An 18,543-nucleotide genomic window follows, 5' to 3' on the forward strand; every position below is an offset into this window, starting at 1 on the left:
AAATGACAACAAATATCCATAAACATCGCATTCTTATTCTTGATTTCGGCTCGCAATATACACAGCTGATCGCCCGTCGTATTCGTGAAATTGGCGTTTACTGTGAACTCTGGGCGTGGGACGTTACAGAAGAACAAATTCGAGAATTCAATCCAAACGGTATTATTCTTTCTGGCGGGCCAGAAAGTACGACTGAGTCAGATAGCCCACGTGCTCCTGATTACGTATTTAATGCAGGTGTTCCTGTATTAGGTATTTGTTATGGCATGCAAACCATGTCAATGCAGTTGGGTGGTTCAGTTGAAGTCTCTGGTGAACGTGAGTTCGGTTATGCCAATGTCGAAATCACTGAGCAATGTGAATTATTCCGTGATATTCATGACTCTCTGAACGAAGCTGGCAAGCCAGTACTTGATGTTTGGATGAGCCATGGTGATAAAGTTACAGCTATCCCTGCAGATTTTAAAACTATCGCCAGCACGCCAAGCTGCCCATATGCCATCATGGCAAATGAAGAGAAGAAATTCTACGGTGTGCAATTCCACCCAGAAGTGACTCACACTCACCAAGGCCTGAATATTTTAACGCGTTTTGTGAAAGATATTTGCCAATGTGAAGCCCTGTGGACACCAGCGGCAATTATCGAAGACACAGTAGCGCGTTTAAAAGAGCAAATTGGTGATGACCATGTACTGCTCGCATTATCGGGTGGTGTTGATTCATCGGTTACGGCATTGCTATTAAACCGCGCAATTGGTAAACGTTTAACCTGTGTGTTCGTTGATAACGGTTTATTGCGTTTAAATGAAGCAGACCAAGTAATGGAAATGTTCGCAGGTAAATTTGACCTGAACATCATCCATGCAAAAGCCGAAGATCGCTTCTTAAATGCATTAGCTGGGATCAGCGATCCAGAAGCTAAACGTAAGAAAATTGGTCACGTATTTATCGAAGTATTTGATGAAGAGTCATCTAAGCTGCCTAATATCAAATGGCTGGCTCAAGGAACAATTTACCCAGACGTTATCGAATCAGCAGCATCAGCAACTGGTAAAGCACACGTTATCAAGTCTCACCATAATGTAGGTGGTCTGCCGGATGACATGAAACTTGGTTTAGTTGAGCCATTAAAAGAATTGTTTAAAGATGAAGTCCGTAAAATTGGTCTCGAATTAGGCCTCCCGTACGATATGCTGTATCGCCACCCATTCCCAGGCCCAGGCTTAGGTGTGCGTGTATTAGGCGAAGTGAAGAAAGAGTACTGTGATTTATTACGTCGTGCAGATGCTATCTTTATTGAAGAACTGCACAAAGCAGATTTATATCATAAAGTTAGTCAAGCATTTACCGTATTCTTACCTGTCCGCTCTGTTGGCGTCATGGGTGATGGCCGTAAATATGACTGGGTTGTTTCACTGCGTGCAGTTGAAACTATCGACTTTATGACCGCTCATTGGGCGCATTTACCTTATGACTTCTTAGGCCGCGTTTCAAACCGCATCATTAATGAAGTCGATGGTATTTCCCGTGTTGTTTATGATATCAGCGGCAAACCACCAGCGACAATTGAGTGGGAATAATCCCCCAATAAGAACTCGCTGGCACTGACTGGCAAAATAACGACTTAAGCCCATGTAAAAATGGGCTTTTTTGTTTTTAGTCTTTAATAGCATTCGATTTAATTGAGCAAATTAGTGAACACTTAAATTTGAAGTGCAGAAAGGATTATTGCTTCCATTTTTTCAGGGGTAGTGAATGGTGCGAAGCGTTTGAGCGGTTTACCGTCACGCCCGATCAAGAATTTAGTAAAGTTCCACTTGATCCGCCCACCCATTAGACCTGGTAGCTCGTTTTTCAGGTAACGGAATATCGGGTGAGCAGAGCTCCCATTAACGTCGACTTTTTCGAATATTGGAAAGCTCACTTCGTAGTTAATAAAGCAGGTCTGCGCGATTTCCTCAGCGCTACCGGGTTCTTGTTTGCCAAACTGATTACAGGGGAAACCAAGCACCACAAAGCCCTGAGGAGCATATTTCTTGTAGAGTGATTCTAAGCCGTTGTATTGTGGTGTAAAACCACAATGACTGGCGGTATTAACAACGAGAACCACCTTATCAGCGTAGTCTTTCATAGAGATAAGTTGCCCGCCGAGACTTGTCGCTGCTAATTGATGAAAGGGGGCCATAGTAGGATCCTTAGAATAGAGCTAATCGACATAAGCCAATATAGCCGCTGATTGTGTGGTAGGTCTGAAGTCTTTTACCTGGCTATCTTGGCAAATTTTAAAGGTAAAAACAACATACTGGCTGTTCTCCCATTGATTGAAATATTAGATATTAGCCCTTTGCTTTAATCCCGCTATAAACATTCGCTGGCTAAATAATGGTATCAGCCCGTGTCAAAGTGGAGGGAGCTTATGGCATCAGCAACCTCTCATGTTCCTTTGCAACTAACTCATTCAAAAAATCAGCGACAACCCTGATCCTTCGTGAGTGAGCGAGATCAGAGTGAATGACTAGCCAAATAGGTTGGTCACAGCCTATATTATCTTGTAGGCAAATCAGTCCCATCTTTTGGGCAATGAAATGCGGCAAAACAGCCATGCCAATACCCGCTTGGACTGCGCTAAATTGTGCTGACATCGTACTGGTAGTGAGCCGGCAAGCTCTTCCTCTTAGCGTTCTTTCTAACCATTGTGCTGATTGGAGGTGCTGCTGTGCTTCCGACCAACCGATAAAATCATCTTGTTCTAGAGAGCTCAATCTGTTTGGATTTGGTCTACGCTGTAAATAACTCTCTGAGGCGTAAAGGCCAAACCCCAATGTGCCTAATTTACGAATACGCACATTACCGCGTTCAGGCCTAACCATACGCAGTGCAATATCCGCATCACGCCTGTGTAAATTCACTGTCGACACCCCAGTTACAATTTCAATTGTGAGATTAGGGTTCACGTTGGTTAGTGAAGGCAGAGCAGGGATGATTAGATGATCGGCTAAGCCTTGAGCGGTAGCTAAACAAACATGGCCCATCACGCTTTCGCTTTTTCTCCGCGCGGCATTGCCAAATGCATAACCCGCCTGTTCTAAGGCTTCAGCCTGAGAAATTAATGCATTTCCTTCATCGGTAAGCTTGTAACCAAGCTGGTCTCGAGTGAATAGCCGAACATGTAATGCCTCTTCTAGGCGTTCTAAACGCCGAGATGTGGTTGCAATTCCAAGTTTCAATGCTTTAGATGCAGCACTTAGCGTGCCTTCTCGAGCAATCGCTAAAAATACTCTGACATCATCCCAATTTGAATGCTGTCTATCGTTTTGTTTTCCATTATTGGAAAATGGATTGCTTTCATTAGTCATATAAATCTCCATTTATGGAAAATATACTGAAAAACATAAAATAAACCAAGGGAGAGCGATAATGAAAAAACGTATTTTGGGTAATGGACTTGAAGTCTCGGCAATTGGACTCGGTTGTATGGGGATGAGCGAGTTCTATGGGCCGCAAGATGATCAGGCTGCCATGGTTGTGCTACAAAAAGCTATCGAACTAGGCTGTACGATGCTGGATACTGCGGATACTTATGGCAATTTTCATAACGAAGAGTTGATTGGGCATTTTCTTAAACAAGTCGGTTCTGATGTTAAAATCGCGACAAAGTGCGGTATTGTTCGCCGACCAGGTGAATATGAGAGAAGGATTGATAATAGTCCAGAATATATACGCAGCGCCTGTGAAAGCTCTCTTCGTCGATTAGGTGTTGAATGTATTGATTTGTATTATATCCATCGTCTAGATCCCTCTGCATCAATAGAGACGACAATGCACACGCTGGCGGGGTTAGTTGCTGAAGGGAAAATTGCTCACATTGGGTTGTCTGAGGTGAGTGCGGCAACCCTTAGAAGGGCACACGCAGTTTATCCTGTTACTGCAATCCAAACTGAGTATTCGCTTTGGACGCGTGATGTTGAAACGGAAATATTGCCAACTTGCCAAGAATTAGGGATTGGTTTTGTACCTTATTCCCCGTTAGGACGTGGATTCTTAACAGGGCGCTTTAATGCCGAAAGTAGGTTCGAGAGCGATGATGCACGTAATACGCTACCACGTTTCACATCAGAGAACCTTAGAGCTAATCGCACATTAGCTGACTTTATCGTGCAGATGGCAAGTAACAAGTCATGTTCACCTGCTCAAATTTCACTGGCCTGGTTGCTAGCTCAAGGAGATAACATTGTACCAATACCAGGAACGAATAAAGTTAAACACCTTGAAGATAACTTTGCTGCCGCTGATATTGACCTAACATCGGAGGATTTACTGCAAATAACACAAGCGCTAGAAAGCTTTCAACCTGTGGGTTCCCGTTATACTGCTGAAGGAATGAAAGGTGTTAATGTGTAAGGTAAGCATCATTTTGTAGAGTAATAGAGTTGCCCTGTGCTGTCATATTCTGTGAATGTTATTTGGCAACAATAATTGAGGTATCAGTTTTTTACTGGTGCCTTTTTTTATTAGTACCAAAGACGTTAGAAAAAATAGGTATACCATTATAGGAATTTATTTAGGAAAAGGGGCCTCTATGTATGGGGTTAGATACTTTTGTATCTTACAACTGCTTTATCGAGGGTAAAGCAACAGAGCTTCCCGTTCCTAGGGAATAGGTCATGAAGATGATGAGAGATATTTTTATTGTCAAAGCTTACCCGTAAAAAAGCGCCTGTAATTTACAGACGCTTTTGCTTTTCACTCAATTCTAAAATTAGAACTGATACACTAACCCTAAACCAAGTACGTTATCGGTATTCACTTTGTAGTGGTCAGTAAAATCATTATCGTTTAACAAGTTGATTTTATAGTCGATGACAGCACTTAGGTTTTTATTAAAGTCATAAGCTGAGCCGATGGCGATATAATTTACTAATTCTTTATCTCCAAAGCTGCCTAAGTTTTTACCTTTGGAATAGTTATAGCCAATTGATGGGGTTAAACCGAAGTCAAAAGAATATAGGGCAACCACTTCCAAGTTCTGAGTTTTATTTGCTACTGACTCCATATTATCATTACCAAAACGGCTCATATTAAGCGTTTGGCCATACATGACTGCGAAATAGAGATCTTCGTATTCAAATTTTCCCCCTACGTTCCAAGCTTCAGCGCGTTTACCAGTCGCACTGCTAGTTGTGGCATCTTTTTGCTTTGGTGTACGGGAAGATGAGGAGTAACCACCACCGAGGGAAATACCATAACCTAATTCATAAGCTGTAGATAAACCAAAACCATCGCCGTTATCGGTTAATTCATCACCGGATGACAGGTTTTGTTCGCCATTTTTCCCCTGATATTGTAATGCAAAGCTTAAACCATCAATGTAACCAAAGGCATTATTATTGCGATAAGTGAGTAAATTACGGTTACGGCTTAGCATGTAGTTATCTTCTTGATCCATCGTATCCGCTCCCCAGAGAGGTAATACGTCTGTCCAAGCATTGGTATCATAAATAACACCATAATTGCGGCCATAATCAAGGGAACCGTAATCTGCAAATTTTAAGCCTGCATAAGCTAAACGATTACTATTTTCTTCAGTTGATTCTGATTGGTTAGTTTTAGTTTCCCATTCAAAACGTCCAAAACCAATGAGTTGGTCGGTGATTTGTGTGTCACCTTTTAGCCCCAGTCTGACACGTGAGTCATCACCATCTTCGCCACTACGGCTTTTGGCAATATGATGGCGAACATCGATTTGCCCATACACATCAAGCTTATTACCATCTTTATTGTACATTTCAGCGGAGTTAGCAACATTAGCAGTAAGTAGTGTTGGAATAATGAGTGCGAGTAATTTGTACTTCATAACATAGCCTTATGGATTGAGTGATATTTAGCAATAGTTCCTAATTGATAGTTATTATCATTTAAGCATTTTAATTCGCCAAATAAAAAATGTAACAAAATTAAATATTAGTGAAACAATGCGGCTAACTTATTAAATAATAAAAATAATTTAATTTATGGTGATTTCAACCAAATGTTTTATTTTTAGAAAATCAAAATCAATGTGATGAAAGAGTTATGTTTATGTATAAGTGATTTTTTATGCATAAATCGTGAATTATTACTTGTTTGAAATGCTAAGGTTGGTATTATTTAAAACCTATACAAATTTTGTCTATATCAACCCAGAACCCTAAAAATAATATCTTGGTAGAAATCACTAGATATAAGGAATAATAAGTGGCTTTACGTTTGAAGTATCTGGCATTACTCCCTTTATTAGTTGCTGCGACAGCTTGTCAGCAACCAAATAATATCAAAACACCAGTAGAAACTTATGCGACACAAAACCAACCTGCGGTGGTTAATAACGCATGGATTGAAATATCACGTGGTGCATTAGATTTTAATATCAAAAAAGTACAAAACTTGCTGGGGGATAAGTCTTCTCTGTGCGCTGTTTTGAAAGGGGATGCCTATGGACATGACCTTTCTTTAGTTACGCCAATAATGATTGAAAATAATGTGCAATGTATTGGGGTAACAAATAACCAAGAGCTTAAAACCGTGAGAGACTTAGGTTTTAAAGGCCGCTTAATGCGAGTGAGAAGTGCGACAGAACAAGAAATGGCTCAGGCTACACAATATGAGACAGAAGAGTTAATTGGTAATTTAGCAATGGCGCAGCGCTTGAATGCGATTGCGAAAAAACAAAATAAAGTGATCCCTATCCATCTTGCGCTAAACTCGGCAGGGATGTCCCGTAATGGGCTAGACGTCAGTAGTGCATCTGGCTTAGATGAAGCAAAACAGATCGCGGAGTTATCGCAATTAAAAATCGTGGGCATTATGTCTCATTATCCAGAAGAGGATGAAGCTCAGATCCGTAAAGACCTTGCGAAATTCAAGAAAGAGTCTCAACAAGTCTTGAATGTGACAGGGTTAAAACGTGAAGACATTACATTACATGTCGCGAATACTTATGCAACTATTACCGTACCAGAATCATGGTTGGATATGGTACGTGTAGGTGGTATTTTCTACGGTGATACCGTTGCGACAAATGACTATAAACGCGTGATGACGCTGAAATCGAACATCGCCTCTGTCAATCATTATCCGAAAGGTAATACAGTGGGTTATGATAGAACCTATACCTTGAAGCGTGATTCTGTATTAGCCAATATCCCTGTAGGTTATGCAGATGGCTATCGCCGTGTATTTAGCAATGCGGGACATGCATTAATTAATGGCCAGACAGTTCCTGTTTTAGGAAAAACATCAATGAATACGGTCATGGTTGATGTTACTGATTTAAAATACGTTAGCCCGGGAGATGAAGTTGTATTTTTTGGCAAACAAGGTCATGCTGAAATTACGGCCGAAGAGGTTGAAGACATCAGCGGTGCATTATTTACCGAAATGTCAATTTTGTGGGGTGCAACCAATAAACGTATCTTAGTTGATTAGGTTAATTTTTAATTCCGTATATTTTAACCCGCAATAATCGCGGGTTTTTTTATCCTAAATGTCTCTTCGGATTTTATCCAATATGTCGATAAAATGCGGTTTAGGGGAATGACTATCGAAACTTATAAGCTGATATGTTAGGTTGGTAGAGTCTTTTTTGAGCGGATTGACTCAGAAGGAAAATAAAAGAATTAGAAGGATATCATTTATGTATCAAGTTGATTTACATGCGCATACCATTGCCAGCACCCATGCATATAGCACTGTTAATGAATATTTTGCTGAAGCCGTAAGTCGAGGTGTGAAACTCTTTGCGATTACCGACCACGGCCCTGAAATGCAAGATGCTCCACATGAATGGCACTTTGGTAATATGCCTATCTTACCGAGAATTGTTGATGGCGTTGGTTTATTGTACGGTATTGAAGCGAATATAAAAAACAAGTTGGGTGAGACAGACTGCAATGAAAAGATTGCTCGTCATTTGGATATTATTTTAGCTGGTTTCCATGAACCGGTTCTTGAACCCCAAAGTTTAGCTGATAATACAGAAGCTATGATTGCCACGATCCGTAGCGGTAAAGTGCAAATAATTACTCATCCGGGAAATCCCAAATATCCCATTGATATTAAAGCGGTAGCACAAGCTGCGAAAGATTGTAATGTGGCTTTGGAAATGAATAACTCCTCATTCTTGCATTCAAGAGCGGGTAGTCAAAAGAATTGTTTAGAAATAGCAAAGGCCGTTAAAGAAACTGGCGGGTGGGTAGCATTAGGTTCGGACTCGCATTTTGCTGGGTATCTCGGCCGTTTTGACAGCGTAGTTGAAATGTTGGAATCAATTGATTTTCCGCAATCACAAATTTTAAATGTTACTCCACGCCGTGTATTGGATTTTTTAGAGTCCCATGGGCGTAAGCCTATCCCTGAATTTGCTGATTTTTAATAGTTATTCAGTTATTCAACATTGCGTTCTTAAAGACAGTCAATATTAGGTATAATAAAGCCACAAAAGGTTAGTGGCTTTTAATTCAAGTTATATTGAAAGTTATAATTCAATTTCCATTTGAACACAATTTAACTCAACTTGAGCAAGAGAAGAGTAGTAGCTAGCATGCTTAATCGAAGTAAATCCATGTTTCTGATAAAAGCGTTCCGCATTCGGTGATGAATCTAATACCAATTTTTTAATATTTCGCTTTTTGGCTTCAGCTTTAATAGCATCTAATATTAAGCCCGCAGCTCCGCAGCCAGTGTACTGTGGTAAAGTAAATATGGCATCAACACTGTTAGCCTCTAGATTAAGATAGCCAGTTGCAACGGGTTCATCATTTTTATTTACCGCGACAAAGAATGGGTTATTCTTCACAATACGTATATAACTTACTGGCATTTCATCAGGTGTCCAGGCGCTGATCGTTTTTGCGTCAAAACTCGTTGTACAACCATGGCGAATGGCTTGGTTGCGTATAAACCAAAGATGTTCAGCTTCATCGGGAGTTGCTAACCTAATTTTCATCATGATACACCTGCTAATGTTTTTTTATTTCTTTCATAGAACAAAAAGTACAGTTAAAAAGCAATATATATAACAGAAAGAAAACTAATTTGAATATGGTATACTCACCCTTATTTTTAAATCAGTGACTTTTATGAATTATCAATGCCCCCTCTGCTTTACACCACTTAACTTTATGCATAACAGCTATCGCTGCGCAGAAAATCACCAGTTCGATTGTGCGAAAGAGGGTTACGTTAATTTGTTGCCCGTACAACATAAACGGTCTAAAGACCCCGGTGATAATGCTGAAATGATGCAAGCACGTAGACAATTTCTTGATGCAGGACATTACCACCCGATGCGTGAAAAGGTGGCAGAAAAAATTATTCAGTTTATTCCATCATCTAATACTAGTTTGTTAGACATTGGTTGTGGGGAAGGGTATTACACAGACTATTTCTCTCGGGAACTTGCAAAACATTTTGAAAAATATACGGTTCTGGGCTTAGATGTTTCGAAAGTGGCGGTTCGCTATGCGGCGAAACGGTATAAATCCGTTCGTTTTTGCGTCGGTACAAGCCATCGCTTGCCATTCTCAAATAACAGCTTAGGTGGAGTTGTCCGAATTTACGCACCCTGCAAAGCACAAGAATTAAGCCGTGTATTAGTTTCTAAAGGTATGTTAATTACTGTTACGCCTGCGGCAGAGCATCTGCAAGAATTAAAAGCGTTAATTTACGATGAGGTTAAGTTACATCCAACTAAAGATGAAGATTTACCAAATTTTTCGCTAATAGATAGTTGCCAATTAAATTATAAAATGGCACTGACAGGGCAAGAAGCTTATGAATTGTTGATGATGACCCCATTTGCTTGGCGTGCATCAGAACAGGTCAAAGAGAATCTGCAACAAGCTGAAGTGAAAGAATATACGGCTGATTTTTTAATTCGCGTTTATCAATCTGATGCAGAGTAAGGTTATTGCCCCCATATAAGGGGGCACAAAAACTAATGGGCATACATAAATAATTCGAGGTGCTCAAATAAAATATTAAAACCAATACCTATTAGAACCAACCCACCGATAATTTCTGCTTTTTTTCCGAGTAATGGGCCAACATAGCGGCCAATCATCATACCAATAGTTGCCATAATCATTGTCATTAAGCCGATAGTCATTGCAGTATGAACGATATCCACTTGCAAGAAAGCTAAACCTAGACCGATAGCCATTGCATCAAGGCTGGTGGCTATCGCAGAAAAGATAAGGCTTGTTGAGCTATGACTAGAAGGTTTAGAACAGCATTCTTCATCTTTTGTTTTAATACTCTGCCAGATCATTCTAGCACCTAAAACAAACAATAAACCAAATGCAATCCAATGATCCCAACGGATAACATATTGGCTAGCTAGGATCCCGATACCCCAACCAATAATCGGTGTAATGGCTTCAATAAAACCAAAAATAAAACCAGTACGGAGAATTTCTCTAAAGCGGGGTTTATGAAGAACGGCGCCTTTACAAATAGCAACAGCGAAGGCGTCCATTGATAGGGCAAGGGCTAAGATAAGGGTAGCATAGAAACTCATAATAGAACCTCGGTTGGGTGATTCCATATACACATAAATTACCCCCAACCAAAAGGCTTATTTATGTGTCTATGGTCTTGCCAACCGAATTTTGGTGTCCGCACCACGTTTGAAACCAAACGAGTATGTTGATACGGACTTTCTGGTCTTATATATGAAACCAGAACAGGCTACTCCCCAATGACGTGGAAAGAAAGATACCATATTTTATATTAAAGGCAACACTTAATTAATTGTGGATATTAAATGTTATTGAGAATTATTATCAATAAGGATATTGGCAAAAACAAGGTTAATTAAATTTATAATTAACCTTGTTTTTAGTGATAATATAAAACTTATTTACTTATGATTAATAAGGAATTCATAAATTCTTTGTAAATCATCAAGATGTGAAACTTGGATGTTAATTTTCTTTTTTTCCAAACCTATTATTAATACACCGTCTTCGGATAAGTTCATTGTTTTTATTCTGTCATATAATATAAATGCATTGGCAAAATAAAAACCATTCTGTTTAAAGAATAGCTTAGGTGTTCTTATAAACGCCAAATAGATTGACATAAAAATAGTAATCAATAATAAGTAAGTGGTTAATAAATTACCATGGCGTACAATATTTGTATAAATAACGATACAAATTAGAACAATAAAAATAATAGCATCGGCCCGATGTTTTCGTTTTAGATTAATTTTTAATAATGTTTTACCCTTTAGCAAATGCTGAATGAATTCATCATAAATTGCATAAACAAGCATGATCAAAATGATTATAGCAAGAATGGCATCATTGAAGGTCATTTGTGAACCCTTGGATAAGTGAACATAATGCAGAGCTTAAAATTAAAAAAGGGAGGCTGCAACCTCCCAATTCAAATAATGGTGGAAAATTATGGTGCTAAGAAGTTTAACCAAGCACCAAGGATACCCAAACCAAAGAAGCCGATAATAATCCACAATGCGTTAACTTTACGACGTAACAGCCACATACAGGCGAAGGTTAGCAATAGTGGTACTAAACCTGGCATGAGTTGATCAAGGATCATTTGGACGGTGGTAATATCTTCAGCACCTGTTGTTGGGTTTTTGATCCGCGACACTTCAAGTGGAATATTGACATGTGTCCATTTATTGACCAAGGCCCCCATAACAAATAAACCGAGAATTGATGCTCCTTCAGTTAGTTTTTGTAGGAAACCGCCACCAATGTCTTGAACAATATCAATCCCTTTTTTGTAGCCATATGAAACACCATAATAAAGGGTTAACAAACGGACAAGATTAAACAAAACAAAAAACAGAAGAGGGCCAAGTAAGCTACCCGTCATTGCGATACCTGCACCGAGAGCCGCAAATACTGGGCGAACAGTTCCCCAGAAAATTGGGTCACCAACACCGGCTAATGGCCCCATTAGACCGACTTTGATACCATTTATTGCACCGTCATCAATGTCTGCACCATTGGCACGTTGCTCTTCCATTGCCATTGTGACACCTAGAACAGGCGCTGCAACATACGGGTGTGTATTAAAGAATTCAAGATGGCGCTTAATGGCTTGTTTTCTATCATCATTATTTTCAGGATAAAGACGACGAATAACGGGAACCATTGAATAGCAGAAGCCTAGGGCTTGCATACGTTCAAAGTTCCAAGAACCTTGCAATAGGTTAGACCGTAAGAATACGCCGCGAATATCGCTTTGTGTAAGCTTTTTAGCCGTTGGCTTAGTGATATCTACCATTATACGTTCCTCCTAGTCTAGCTCATTATCAAGGTTGTTATTGCTACTATTTCCTTGGGTAACAACAGTTTGCGATTTATTGTATTTTGGACTGAGTTGGATATATAAAATAGCCATAACAGTACCGATAACCCCAAGAGCAACCAGGTTGAAGTCAGTAAATGCCGCGGTAACAAAGCCTAAGTAGAAGAACGGCATTAAGTAGCCTGCACGCATCATATTGATAACCATCGCATAACCGACAACAACAATCATACCACCAGCAATATTCAGGCCGTCAGTAACAACTTGCGGGATAGAATCCAACATTTGTTGTACTTCTGATGTACCAACAGAAATGGCGACAATTAACGCAGGTATTGCGATACGCATGGCTTGCAGTAATAAAGCTGAGATATGGATAAAGCCAATTGCAGTTAGATTACCATTGAGGGCGGCTTTATCAGCAGCATGTTGGAATGCAACCGTTACAGTACGAACAATAATGGTTAATACTTGTCCCGCTGCTGCGAGTGGGATGGCGATGGCAATACCTGCACCAATGCTTTGACCACCAGCAATAACGAGAATCGTTGAAATGATAGAAGCTAAAGCGGCATCAGGTGCAACGGCAGCACCGATATTCATCCACCCAAGTGCGATCATTTCTAATGTACCGCCGATGATGATACCCGTTTTCATATCTCCCAAAACAATACCTATAAGCGTACAGGCAATGAGAGGACGGTGAAATTGGAATTCATCAAGGATTGATCCCATCCCCGCGATACACGCGACGATGAAGACCATTACTATTTGAACAACGGTAAGTTCCATTGTTTAATCTCCTGTAACCAAAAGTTTTAAAATCTGTTTTGAGTAATGGATTAAAATTAATATAAAAAATGGCTATAAAAATTATTTTTTGAGCTTATTAATCAAGTCCATCATATAAACTTTGCTATCTGATGAGACTTTCCTAACTTCAAGTTCAATCTTTTTGTCGTTCAAATAATTAAATGCATCAATGTCTTCTTGGTTGATAGAAACGGCATTTGTGACCATTGTTTTGCCATCATGGTATGCCATTCCACCAATATTAACGGACTTGACGTCAACACCTTCTTCGACGATACGTTTAACATCAGTTGGATTAGTGAAAAGCAACATAACGCGCTCACCAGCGTATTTCGGGTTATTGTAAACGCGAATACATTTAGCAACATCGACAACATGTGCAGTGACACCTGGTGGTGCGACTTGTTTTAACAATGTAGAGCGAACTTGGTCTTTTGCTACGTCATCACTGACCACAATAATGCGCTTAACTTGGGTTTCTTTCGTCCAGCGTGTTGCGACTTGCCCGTGAATTAATCTGTCATCAATACGAGCAAGTGCGATTACCATATGTTCACCGGGGCCGGCTTTCACTAGTGCAGGGGCAGGAGTACTCGAGACTACAGGAGCAGGTTCAGCTTCAGCTTCAACTTCTTTGAATTTAAATGAACGAACACCACCACGACCCGTTTCTAGGGCGACAGTGATAAGTTCATTCATTGATGGGTTATCGTCACGGCACATGAATGTTTCAACTAACATTGGAACATTTACACCCGTGATAATGTCATAATTATCATGTTCATTAACAATGCGACTAGCTGCGTTAAATGGACTGCCTCCCCATGTATCAACAAGGAATAAGACACCCTTTGATGTATCTAAATCAGTTAGCTTTTGGGTGTACTTATCAAATAGGGTATCTGCGTTTTCCCCAGGGATAAAATCAATAAACGACACATTATCTTGTTCGCCTATTAACATTTCGGTTGTTCGAAGAAGCTGCTCTGCAGCGACTCCGTGTGTACCAATCATAATAGCTATACTCACTATTTTTCCCTCATAGATAGATAAAACAAAACATTATCTGTCGATAAAATGGACACTTAAGTTAGACTCCTTTTTATCAGTTTCCCCTGTATGATAATTTTAGCTGAATAATTACAAACGTTTTATAATAGCCATAAACTCATTTATGGCACTGTTAGTATCAATTACATTATTAGCATATCATCTTGCATTATCCTAAAAACTTGTTTCGCGTCAGAAAAATAAGAATACACCTAAAAATTGATATCGAATTGCATTTTTCTGCTATTCATTTTAATTAAATAAAATTAATAATCTGATTATTTTGTTTTTGCTGGTTTCTTTTTGTGTTATCGGTAACAAAAAAAGTAAATAAAATAGTGCCATATTGATTTTTAGAGTGAAAAGTAATCAATTTTTAGTGGAAATTAGTTATCTCTTGTTCAGCTCAAAACAATCTTTAGCACAAAATAGTATGAATTTCGTTTTGATGTGATGTGTTGAGTATAAGAAAATTGAGTTAATTCAATGAAAAAATTATGGGTAATTGATTAGGTGAATTGGAGCGTTTAGGAAGAGAAAGGTGACTAAAAAATAAAGAAAACTTTTTAATGCAGATTAAAAAAGCACCCTCAAAATACTGTTCAAAGACATAACAGTATAGGAAAGGGTGCTTAAGGCTTAAATTAATTGAGAATAAAATTAGTCACATTGTACTTTGATGGCTAGCCCGCCTCGGGATGTCTCACGATATTTCGCATTCATGTCTTTCCCGGTTTCGTACATAGTTTCAATGACTTTATCAAGTGAAACCCGTGGCTCACTTGTTCTGCGTAGGGCCATACGTGTGGCATTCACCGCTTTAACAGATGCGATTGCATTACGCTCAATACAAGGAACTTGTACTTGACCAGCAACAGGGTCACAAGTTAGACCTAAATTGTGTTCCATGCCGATTTCAGCAGCGATACAAACTTGCTCAGGGCTACCGCCAAATAATTCGGCCAGACCAGCTGCAGCCATAGAGCATGCTACACCGACCTCCCCTTGGCAGCCAACTTCAGCTCCTGAAATGGAAGCATTCATTTTGTATAAAATACCAATGGCGCCTGAAGCTAAGAAATAACGCATATACAGCTCTGGCGTTACCGGTTCTATGCAATGATTATAATACGCTAAAACGGCAGGTACGATACCACACGCACCGTTAGTTGGTGCTGTTACAACACGGCCGCCTGCTGCATTTTCCTCATTCACTGCTAAGGCATACATATTGATCAGGTCAACCACATTCATCGGATCATTAGATAGCTTACTTGATGAAGTGACCATTCGGTTTAGTGCCGGTGCACGGCGAGGAACACGCAATGGGCCCGGCAATACACCTTCGGTGCTTAAACCACGCTCAATACAGGCTTGCATTGTCTGCCATACATCAGCGAAATAGGCTTCGATCTCTTCTTTAGAATGAAGATCTAACTCATTTTTCATCATTAAGCTAGAAATCGAAAGGCCTGATTTTTTACAATTTAGTAGTAGCTCTTCAGCAGAGTTAAATGGATAAGAGACCGGTTTGCTATCAAGAGTAGATTCGCCAAAATGCTCTGCATCGACAATGAAACCACCACCAATGGAATAATAAGTTTTGGTGTAAATTTCTTCATTACCTGCAAAAGCATGAATTGTCATGCCATTTTCATGCAATGGCAGGTTGTCTTGACGAAAATTCATGCCACCCTCATTAGGGAAGTCAACGACCTGAAGACCATTCGCTAATGATAACTTTTCTGTTTCTTCTACATTTTTGATAAAAGTTGGGATGGATTCAATGTCGACAGTGGCAGGTAAGTTACCTGCTAGCCCCATAATAATGGCGATATCAGTATGGTGCCCTTTTCCAGTAAGCGATAATGACCCATAAACATCCACAGAAATACGAGTGACGTTAGGTAATAAATTTTTGCTTACTAAATCATCGACAAATTCTTTCCCAGCTTTCATTGGACCAACGGTATGAGAGCTTGAAGGGCCTATGCCCACTTTAAACATGTCGAAAACGCTTATCACGCAGGACTCCTTAAAAAAAAGATGAAAATGTAGTGCATTATTTTAAAAGGCGCTACTTTACTGTTATTTAGTAGTGTTAACCAGTAAGTTTAAAGTATTTTTTGAAATAAGGTAGTTGCTGAAGGGTAATTGATTGTAAATAGCACAAAATGTCTGTGATGTGGCTAAAAAAGCGACAAGTGGTAGAGGTATATTTTGTCATATATGACGTGATATTTTGTCATCTTAAATAGATTTTACTGCAATAGTAACATTGTATGGTGAAAAGTTGTGTTAAACGTTAATCCAATTGCAAAGCAAGTTGGTGAATAATTGAAGCGGTTAACCCCCAAACTAAATGCCCCTTATACCAATAAAAAAAGATGCGGTTATGCCGCCCTGAACGGTTAATATCGACATATTTATGGCGTTGTAATGAAAGGGCATCAAATAAGGGAACTTCAAAGATAGCAGCGACTTCACTAGGGTTGGCTTGGTATTGAATGTTATTTGGTACCAAACCAACGATTGGCGTAACTTCATAGCCACCATAACTTTGCAAGGGGCTTAACTGACCCAGTACCGTGACTTTTTCAGGAGGGATGGCCACTTCTTCATATGCTTCACGCAGTGCGGTATTCACAAGCGTACCGTCCTCCGGGTCACTTGCCCCTCCTGGAAATGCGACCTGACCTGCATGGGAGCGTAAAAAAGGAGACCTTTGGGTGAGAAGTAATGTTGGGTTTGGTTTATTGATAATGGGTAAAAGAACAGCCGCCGATTTACCCGCCTTAGCTTCAAATTGGCGGGTAGCCGGCAAAGTAAACTGAAAACGATTGATAAAGTTATTCAGTTCAGTCATCGTTATTGAGCGCTCCTAATAAAGGTAAAATCAGGCTTAATTTATCAAAGGTTTCTTGGTACTCTTTGTCTGCTTGGCTATCTGCAACGATACCACCGCCAGCCCAACAATAAACCTGCTTTTTATATGTCAGTAAAGTACGAATAGTAATATTGCTGTCCATATTACCATTGAAACTAATATAGCCGATTGCTCCACAATAGCCATGTCGGCGATGGGGCTCTAATTCTTCAATTATCTCCATTGCACGCACTTTTGGTGCGCCGGTTATTGAACCCCCAGGAAAACACGCTCGTAATAAATCAGTTGCACGGTATTGGCTATCTAGCTTTGCCGTGACGGTACTAACCAGATGATGTACTGCCGGGAAAGCTTCAACAGCAAATAATTCAGGAACACTGACCGTGCCCGGTTTGGCAACACGACCAATATCATTGCGTAGCAAGTCAACAATCATCAAGTTTTCTGCGCGGTCTTTGACTGAATTAGCCAGTTTTTCAGCTTGTGCAAGATCATCTTGTTCATTATCTAGGCGCGGAAGCGTTCCTTTTATTGGGCGGGTTTGAATATCCCCATCTTGCAGAAAGATAAAACGTTCCGGTGAAATACTGATAACCGCATTTTCGGGGAGACGTATAAAAGAAGAGAAGGGAGCTCCATTGCGCTCAAGTAGCGCTAAAAACGCATTCCATTCATCTCCTTTATACTTAGCTTTAAATCTTTGTGCTAAATTAATTTGATAACAATCACCATTACGTAAATATTCATGGATGCGCGCAATATTATGATGATATGTCTCTTCAGACATATTAGATTGCCATGCCGAGGTTAATTGGAATTTGTTTTTACGGCCCTTTTTTTGACTATGTAGCCAAGCTAACCGAGCATCAACATCATCATAACTAATTAATGTAGTTGTTTTATTATGGTGATCAACGATAAGTGCCCACAAGTAGATGCCAACCGCCATGTCTGGAAATTGTAGTTCTGTGGTTGAAATTTCAGGTAATTTTTCAATGCGCCGGCCTAAATCATAACTCCAAAGGCCGAGGGCACCGCCGATGAAGGGACATTCGGTCTCTTCCTGGTATTTCGGTTGGTATTTATCAAGCAACCCTTGAAGAAGTTCAAAAGGATCTGATTCAGAAACGATAGGGGCCTGATTTTGCTCTGAGATAGTTGTTTCAAGCTGATAAGTCGTCAGTGTGGCAATAGGGTCAGCAACGATAATATCAAAGCGATTATGTGAGTGTTTTGCATTACCTGAATGCAGTAACATCGCCCATGGCTGGTGTGCCAGTGGGGTAAAATAATCAATGGCAGTGTTTGGACTATAAGGTAATTGGATTTTTTTGATAACCATTTTTTTTGATAACCATAATGATGAGTCTAAATTTCCGCAAGTGAATCAATACAGATTAACATATATTCTTATCTTAATAATCGAAGAGATGTTAAAATGTTAACTGTTGATTTTAGTCTTTTATTCATGA

At 39.7% G+C, this 18,543-nt stretch carries 17 protein-coding genes and 1 riboswitch; of the genes, 5 read left to right on the forward strand and 12 right to left on the reverse strand.

Going from position 1 to position 18,543, the window contains the following annotated elements; genetic code table 11:
- Positions 1-2: 2 nt before the first annotated feature.
- Positions 3-1,580 (forward strand): glutamine-hydrolyzing GMP synthase, encoded by a 1,578-nt coding sequence (guaA, locus tag PSE83_RS04475; protein ID WP_004253608.1) that lies wholly within the window; start codon positions 3-5, stop codon positions 1,578-1,580.
- A gap of 122 nt (positions 1,581-1,702) precedes the next feature.
- On the opposite strand, the gene PSE83_RS04480 is transcribed toward guaA, so the two are convergent.
- Both PSE83_RS04480 and PSE83_RS04485 read right to left on the reverse strand, forming a co-directional pair.
- Positions 1,703-2,185, reverse strand: a complete 483-nt coding sequence (locus PSE83_RS04480) for a glutathione peroxidase (RefSeq protein ID WP_004253803.1) — start codon at positions 2,183-2,185, stop codon at positions 1,703-1,705.
- 229 nt (positions 2,186-2,414) lie between these two features.
- Positions 2,415-3,356 carry a LysR family transcriptional regulator gene (locus PSE83_RS04485; protein WP_110591787.1) on the reverse strand — a complete coding sequence of 314 codons (942 nt, stop codon included), beginning with the start codon at positions 3,354-3,356 and terminating at the stop codon, positions 2,415-2,417.
- A gap of 61 nt (positions 3,357-3,417) precedes the next feature.
- On the opposite strand from PSE83_RS04485, the gene PSE83_RS04490 reads away from it, so the two are divergent.
- Positions 3,418-4,401, forward strand: a complete 984-nt coding sequence (locus PSE83_RS04490; RefSeq protein ID WP_004253824.1) for an aldo/keto reductase — start codon at positions 3,418-3,420, stop codon at positions 4,399-4,401.
- A gap of 358 nt (positions 4,402-4,759) precedes the next feature.
- On the opposite strand, the gene PSE83_RS04495 is transcribed toward PSE83_RS04490, so the two are convergent.
- Entirely contained in the window at positions 4,760-5,854 is a 1,095-nt protein-coding gene (locus PSE83_RS04495) for a porin (protein ID WP_004253827.1), read from the reverse strand.
- Between the two features lie 380 nt (positions 5,855-6,234).
- Here PSE83_RS04495 and alr point away from each other — a divergent pair, with 380 nt between their 5' ends.
- A complete protein-coding gene (gene alr / locus PSE83_RS04500; protein WP_004253830.1) occupies positions 6,235-7,464 on the forward strand; it encodes an alanine racemase in 1,230 nt (409 codons plus the stop codon).
- A 208-nt stretch (positions 7,465-7,672) separates the two neighbouring features.
- Positions 7,673-8,410: a phosphatase gene (locus PSE83_RS04505; protein WP_164565261.1), complete on the forward strand. Its 738-nt coding sequence runs from the start codon at positions 7,673-7,675 to the stop codon at positions 8,408-8,410.
- Positions 8,411-8,512: 102 nt separating this feature from the next.
- Here PSE83_RS04505 and PSE83_RS04510 read toward each other — a convergent pair whose 3' ends face one another.
- Complete coding sequence (locus tag PSE83_RS04510) at positions 8,513-8,983, reverse strand: GNAT family N-acetyltransferase (protein ID WP_164565706.1); 471 nt, start codon at positions 8,981-8,983, stop codon at positions 8,513-8,515.
- A 133-nt stretch (positions 8,984-9,116) separates the two neighbouring features.
- On the opposite strand from PSE83_RS04510, the gene rlmA reads away from it, so the two are divergent.
- On the forward strand, positions 9,117-9,941 hold the full coding sequence (gene rlmA, locus PSE83_RS04515; RefSeq protein ID WP_036957684.1) for a 23S rRNA (guanine(745)-N(1))-methyltransferase: 825 nt from the start codon (positions 9,117-9,119) through the stop codon (positions 9,939-9,941).
- A 32-nt stretch (positions 9,942-9,973) separates the two neighbouring features.
- On the opposite strand, the gene mntP is transcribed toward rlmA, so the two are convergent.
- From mntP to pabB, 8 genes are all read right to left on the reverse strand, one after another.
- On the reverse strand, positions 9,974-10,555 hold the full coding sequence (gene mntP / locus PSE83_RS04520) for a manganese efflux pump MntP (protein ID WP_004911288.1): 582 nt from the start codon (positions 10,553-10,555) through the stop codon (positions 9,974-9,976).
- A 46-nt stretch (positions 10,556-10,601) separates the two neighbouring features.
- Positions 10,602-10,746: riboswitch (yybP-ykoY riboswitch) on the reverse strand.
- 151 nt (positions 10,747-10,897) lie between these two features.
- Positions 10,898-11,356, reverse strand: a complete 459-nt coding sequence (locus PSE83_RS04525) for a DUF986 family protein (RefSeq protein WP_004253844.1) — start codon at positions 11,354-11,356, stop codon at positions 10,898-10,900.
- Between the two features lie 89 nt (positions 11,357-11,445).
- Positions 11,446-12,297 carry a PTS mannose transporter subunit IID gene (locus tag PSE83_RS04530; protein WP_004253848.1) on the reverse strand — a complete coding sequence of 284 codons (852 nt, stop codon included), beginning with the start codon at positions 12,295-12,297 and terminating at the stop codon, positions 11,446-11,448.
- 12 nt (positions 12,298-12,309) lie between these two features.
- Entirely contained in the window at positions 12,310-13,113 is an 804-nt protein-coding gene (locus PSE83_RS04535; RefSeq protein ID WP_004253851.1) for a PTS mannose/fructose/sorbose transporter subunit IIC, read from the reverse strand.
- A gap of 81 nt (positions 13,114-13,194) precedes the next feature.
- A complete protein-coding gene (manX, locus tag PSE83_RS04540) occupies positions 13,195-14,163 on the reverse strand; it encodes a PTS mannose transporter subunit IIAB (RefSeq protein ID WP_206077558.1) in 969 nt (322 codons plus the stop codon).
- Positions 14,164-14,844: 681 nt separating this feature from the next.
- On the reverse strand, positions 14,845-16,209 hold the full coding sequence (locus PSE83_RS04545; RefSeq protein ID WP_036957685.1) for an L-serine ammonia-lyase: 1,365 nt from the start codon (positions 16,207-16,209) through the stop codon (positions 14,845-14,847).
- 280 nt (positions 16,210-16,489) lie between these two features.
- Positions 16,490-17,050: a CoA pyrophosphatase gene (locus PSE83_RS04550; protein ID WP_164565262.1), complete on the reverse strand. Its 561-nt coding sequence runs from the start codon at positions 17,048-17,050 to the stop codon at positions 16,490-16,492.
- Positions 17,043-18,413, reverse strand: a complete 1,371-nt coding sequence (gene pabB, locus PSE83_RS04555; RefSeq protein ID WP_262960331.1) for an aminodeoxychorismate synthase component 1 — start codon at positions 18,411-18,413, stop codon at positions 17,043-17,045. Before pabB ends, PSE83_RS04550 begins: the two co-directional genes overlap by 8 nt.
- Positions 18,414-18,543: the final 130 nt, after the last annotated feature.

This window comes from Providencia sp. PROV150, assembly GCF_028481025.1.
GTDB lineage: Bacteria > Pseudomonadota > Gammaproteobacteria > Enterobacterales > Enterobacteriaceae > Providencia > Providencia hangzhouensis.

Coding starts and splice junctions, on each gene's coding strand:
- PSE83_RS04505 (WP_164565261.1), top strand. CDS start 7,673: ATGTATCAAGTTGATTTACATGCGCATACCATTGCCAGCACCCATGCA.
- PSE83_RS04510 (WP_164565706.1), bottom strand. CDS start 8,983: ATGAAAATTAGGTTAGCAACTCCCGATGAAGCTGAACATCTTTGGTTT.
- PSE83_RS04490 (WP_004253824.1), top strand. CDS start 3,418: ATGAAAAAACGTATTTTGGGTAATGGACTTGAAGTCTCGGCAATTGGA.
- guaA (WP_004253608.1), top strand. CDS start 3: ATGACAACAAATATCCATAAACATCGCATTCTTATTCTTGATTTCGGC.
- PSE83_RS04530 (WP_004253848.1), bottom strand. CDS start 12,297: ATGGTAGATATCACTAAGCCAACGGCTAAAAAGCTTACACAAAGCGAT.
- PSE83_RS04485 (WP_110591787.1), bottom strand. CDS start 3,356: ATGACTAATGAAAGCAATCCATTTTCCAATAATGGAAAACAAAACGAT.
- rlmA (WP_036957684.1), top strand. CDS start 9,117: ATGAATTATCAATGCCCCCTCTGCTTTACACCACTTAACTTTATGCAT.
- PSE83_RS04480 (WP_004253803.1), bottom strand. CDS start 2,185: ATGGCCCCCTTTCATCAATTAGCAGCGACAAGTCTCGGCGGGCAACTT.
- PSE83_RS04495 (WP_004253827.1), bottom strand. CDS start 5,854: ATGAAGTACAAATTACTCGCACTCATTATTCCAACACTACTTACTGCT.
- PSE83_RS04550 (WP_164565262.1), bottom strand. CDS start 17,050: ATGACTGAACTGAATAACTTTATCAATCGTTTTCAGTTTACTTTGCCG.
- mntP (WP_004911288.1), bottom strand. CDS start 10,555: ATGAGTTTCTATGCTACCCTTATCTTAGCCCTTGCCCTATCAATGGAC.
- PSE83_RS04525 (WP_004253844.1), bottom strand. CDS start 11,356: ATGACCTTCAATGATGCCATTCTTGCTATAATCATTTTGATCATGCTT.
- pabB (WP_262960331.1), bottom strand. CDS start 18,413: ATGGTTATCAAAAAAATCCAATTACCTTATAGTCCAAACACTGCCATT.
- PSE83_RS04535 (WP_004253851.1), bottom strand. CDS start 13,113: ATGGAACTTACCGTTGTTCAAATAGTAATGGTCTTCATCGTCGCGTGT.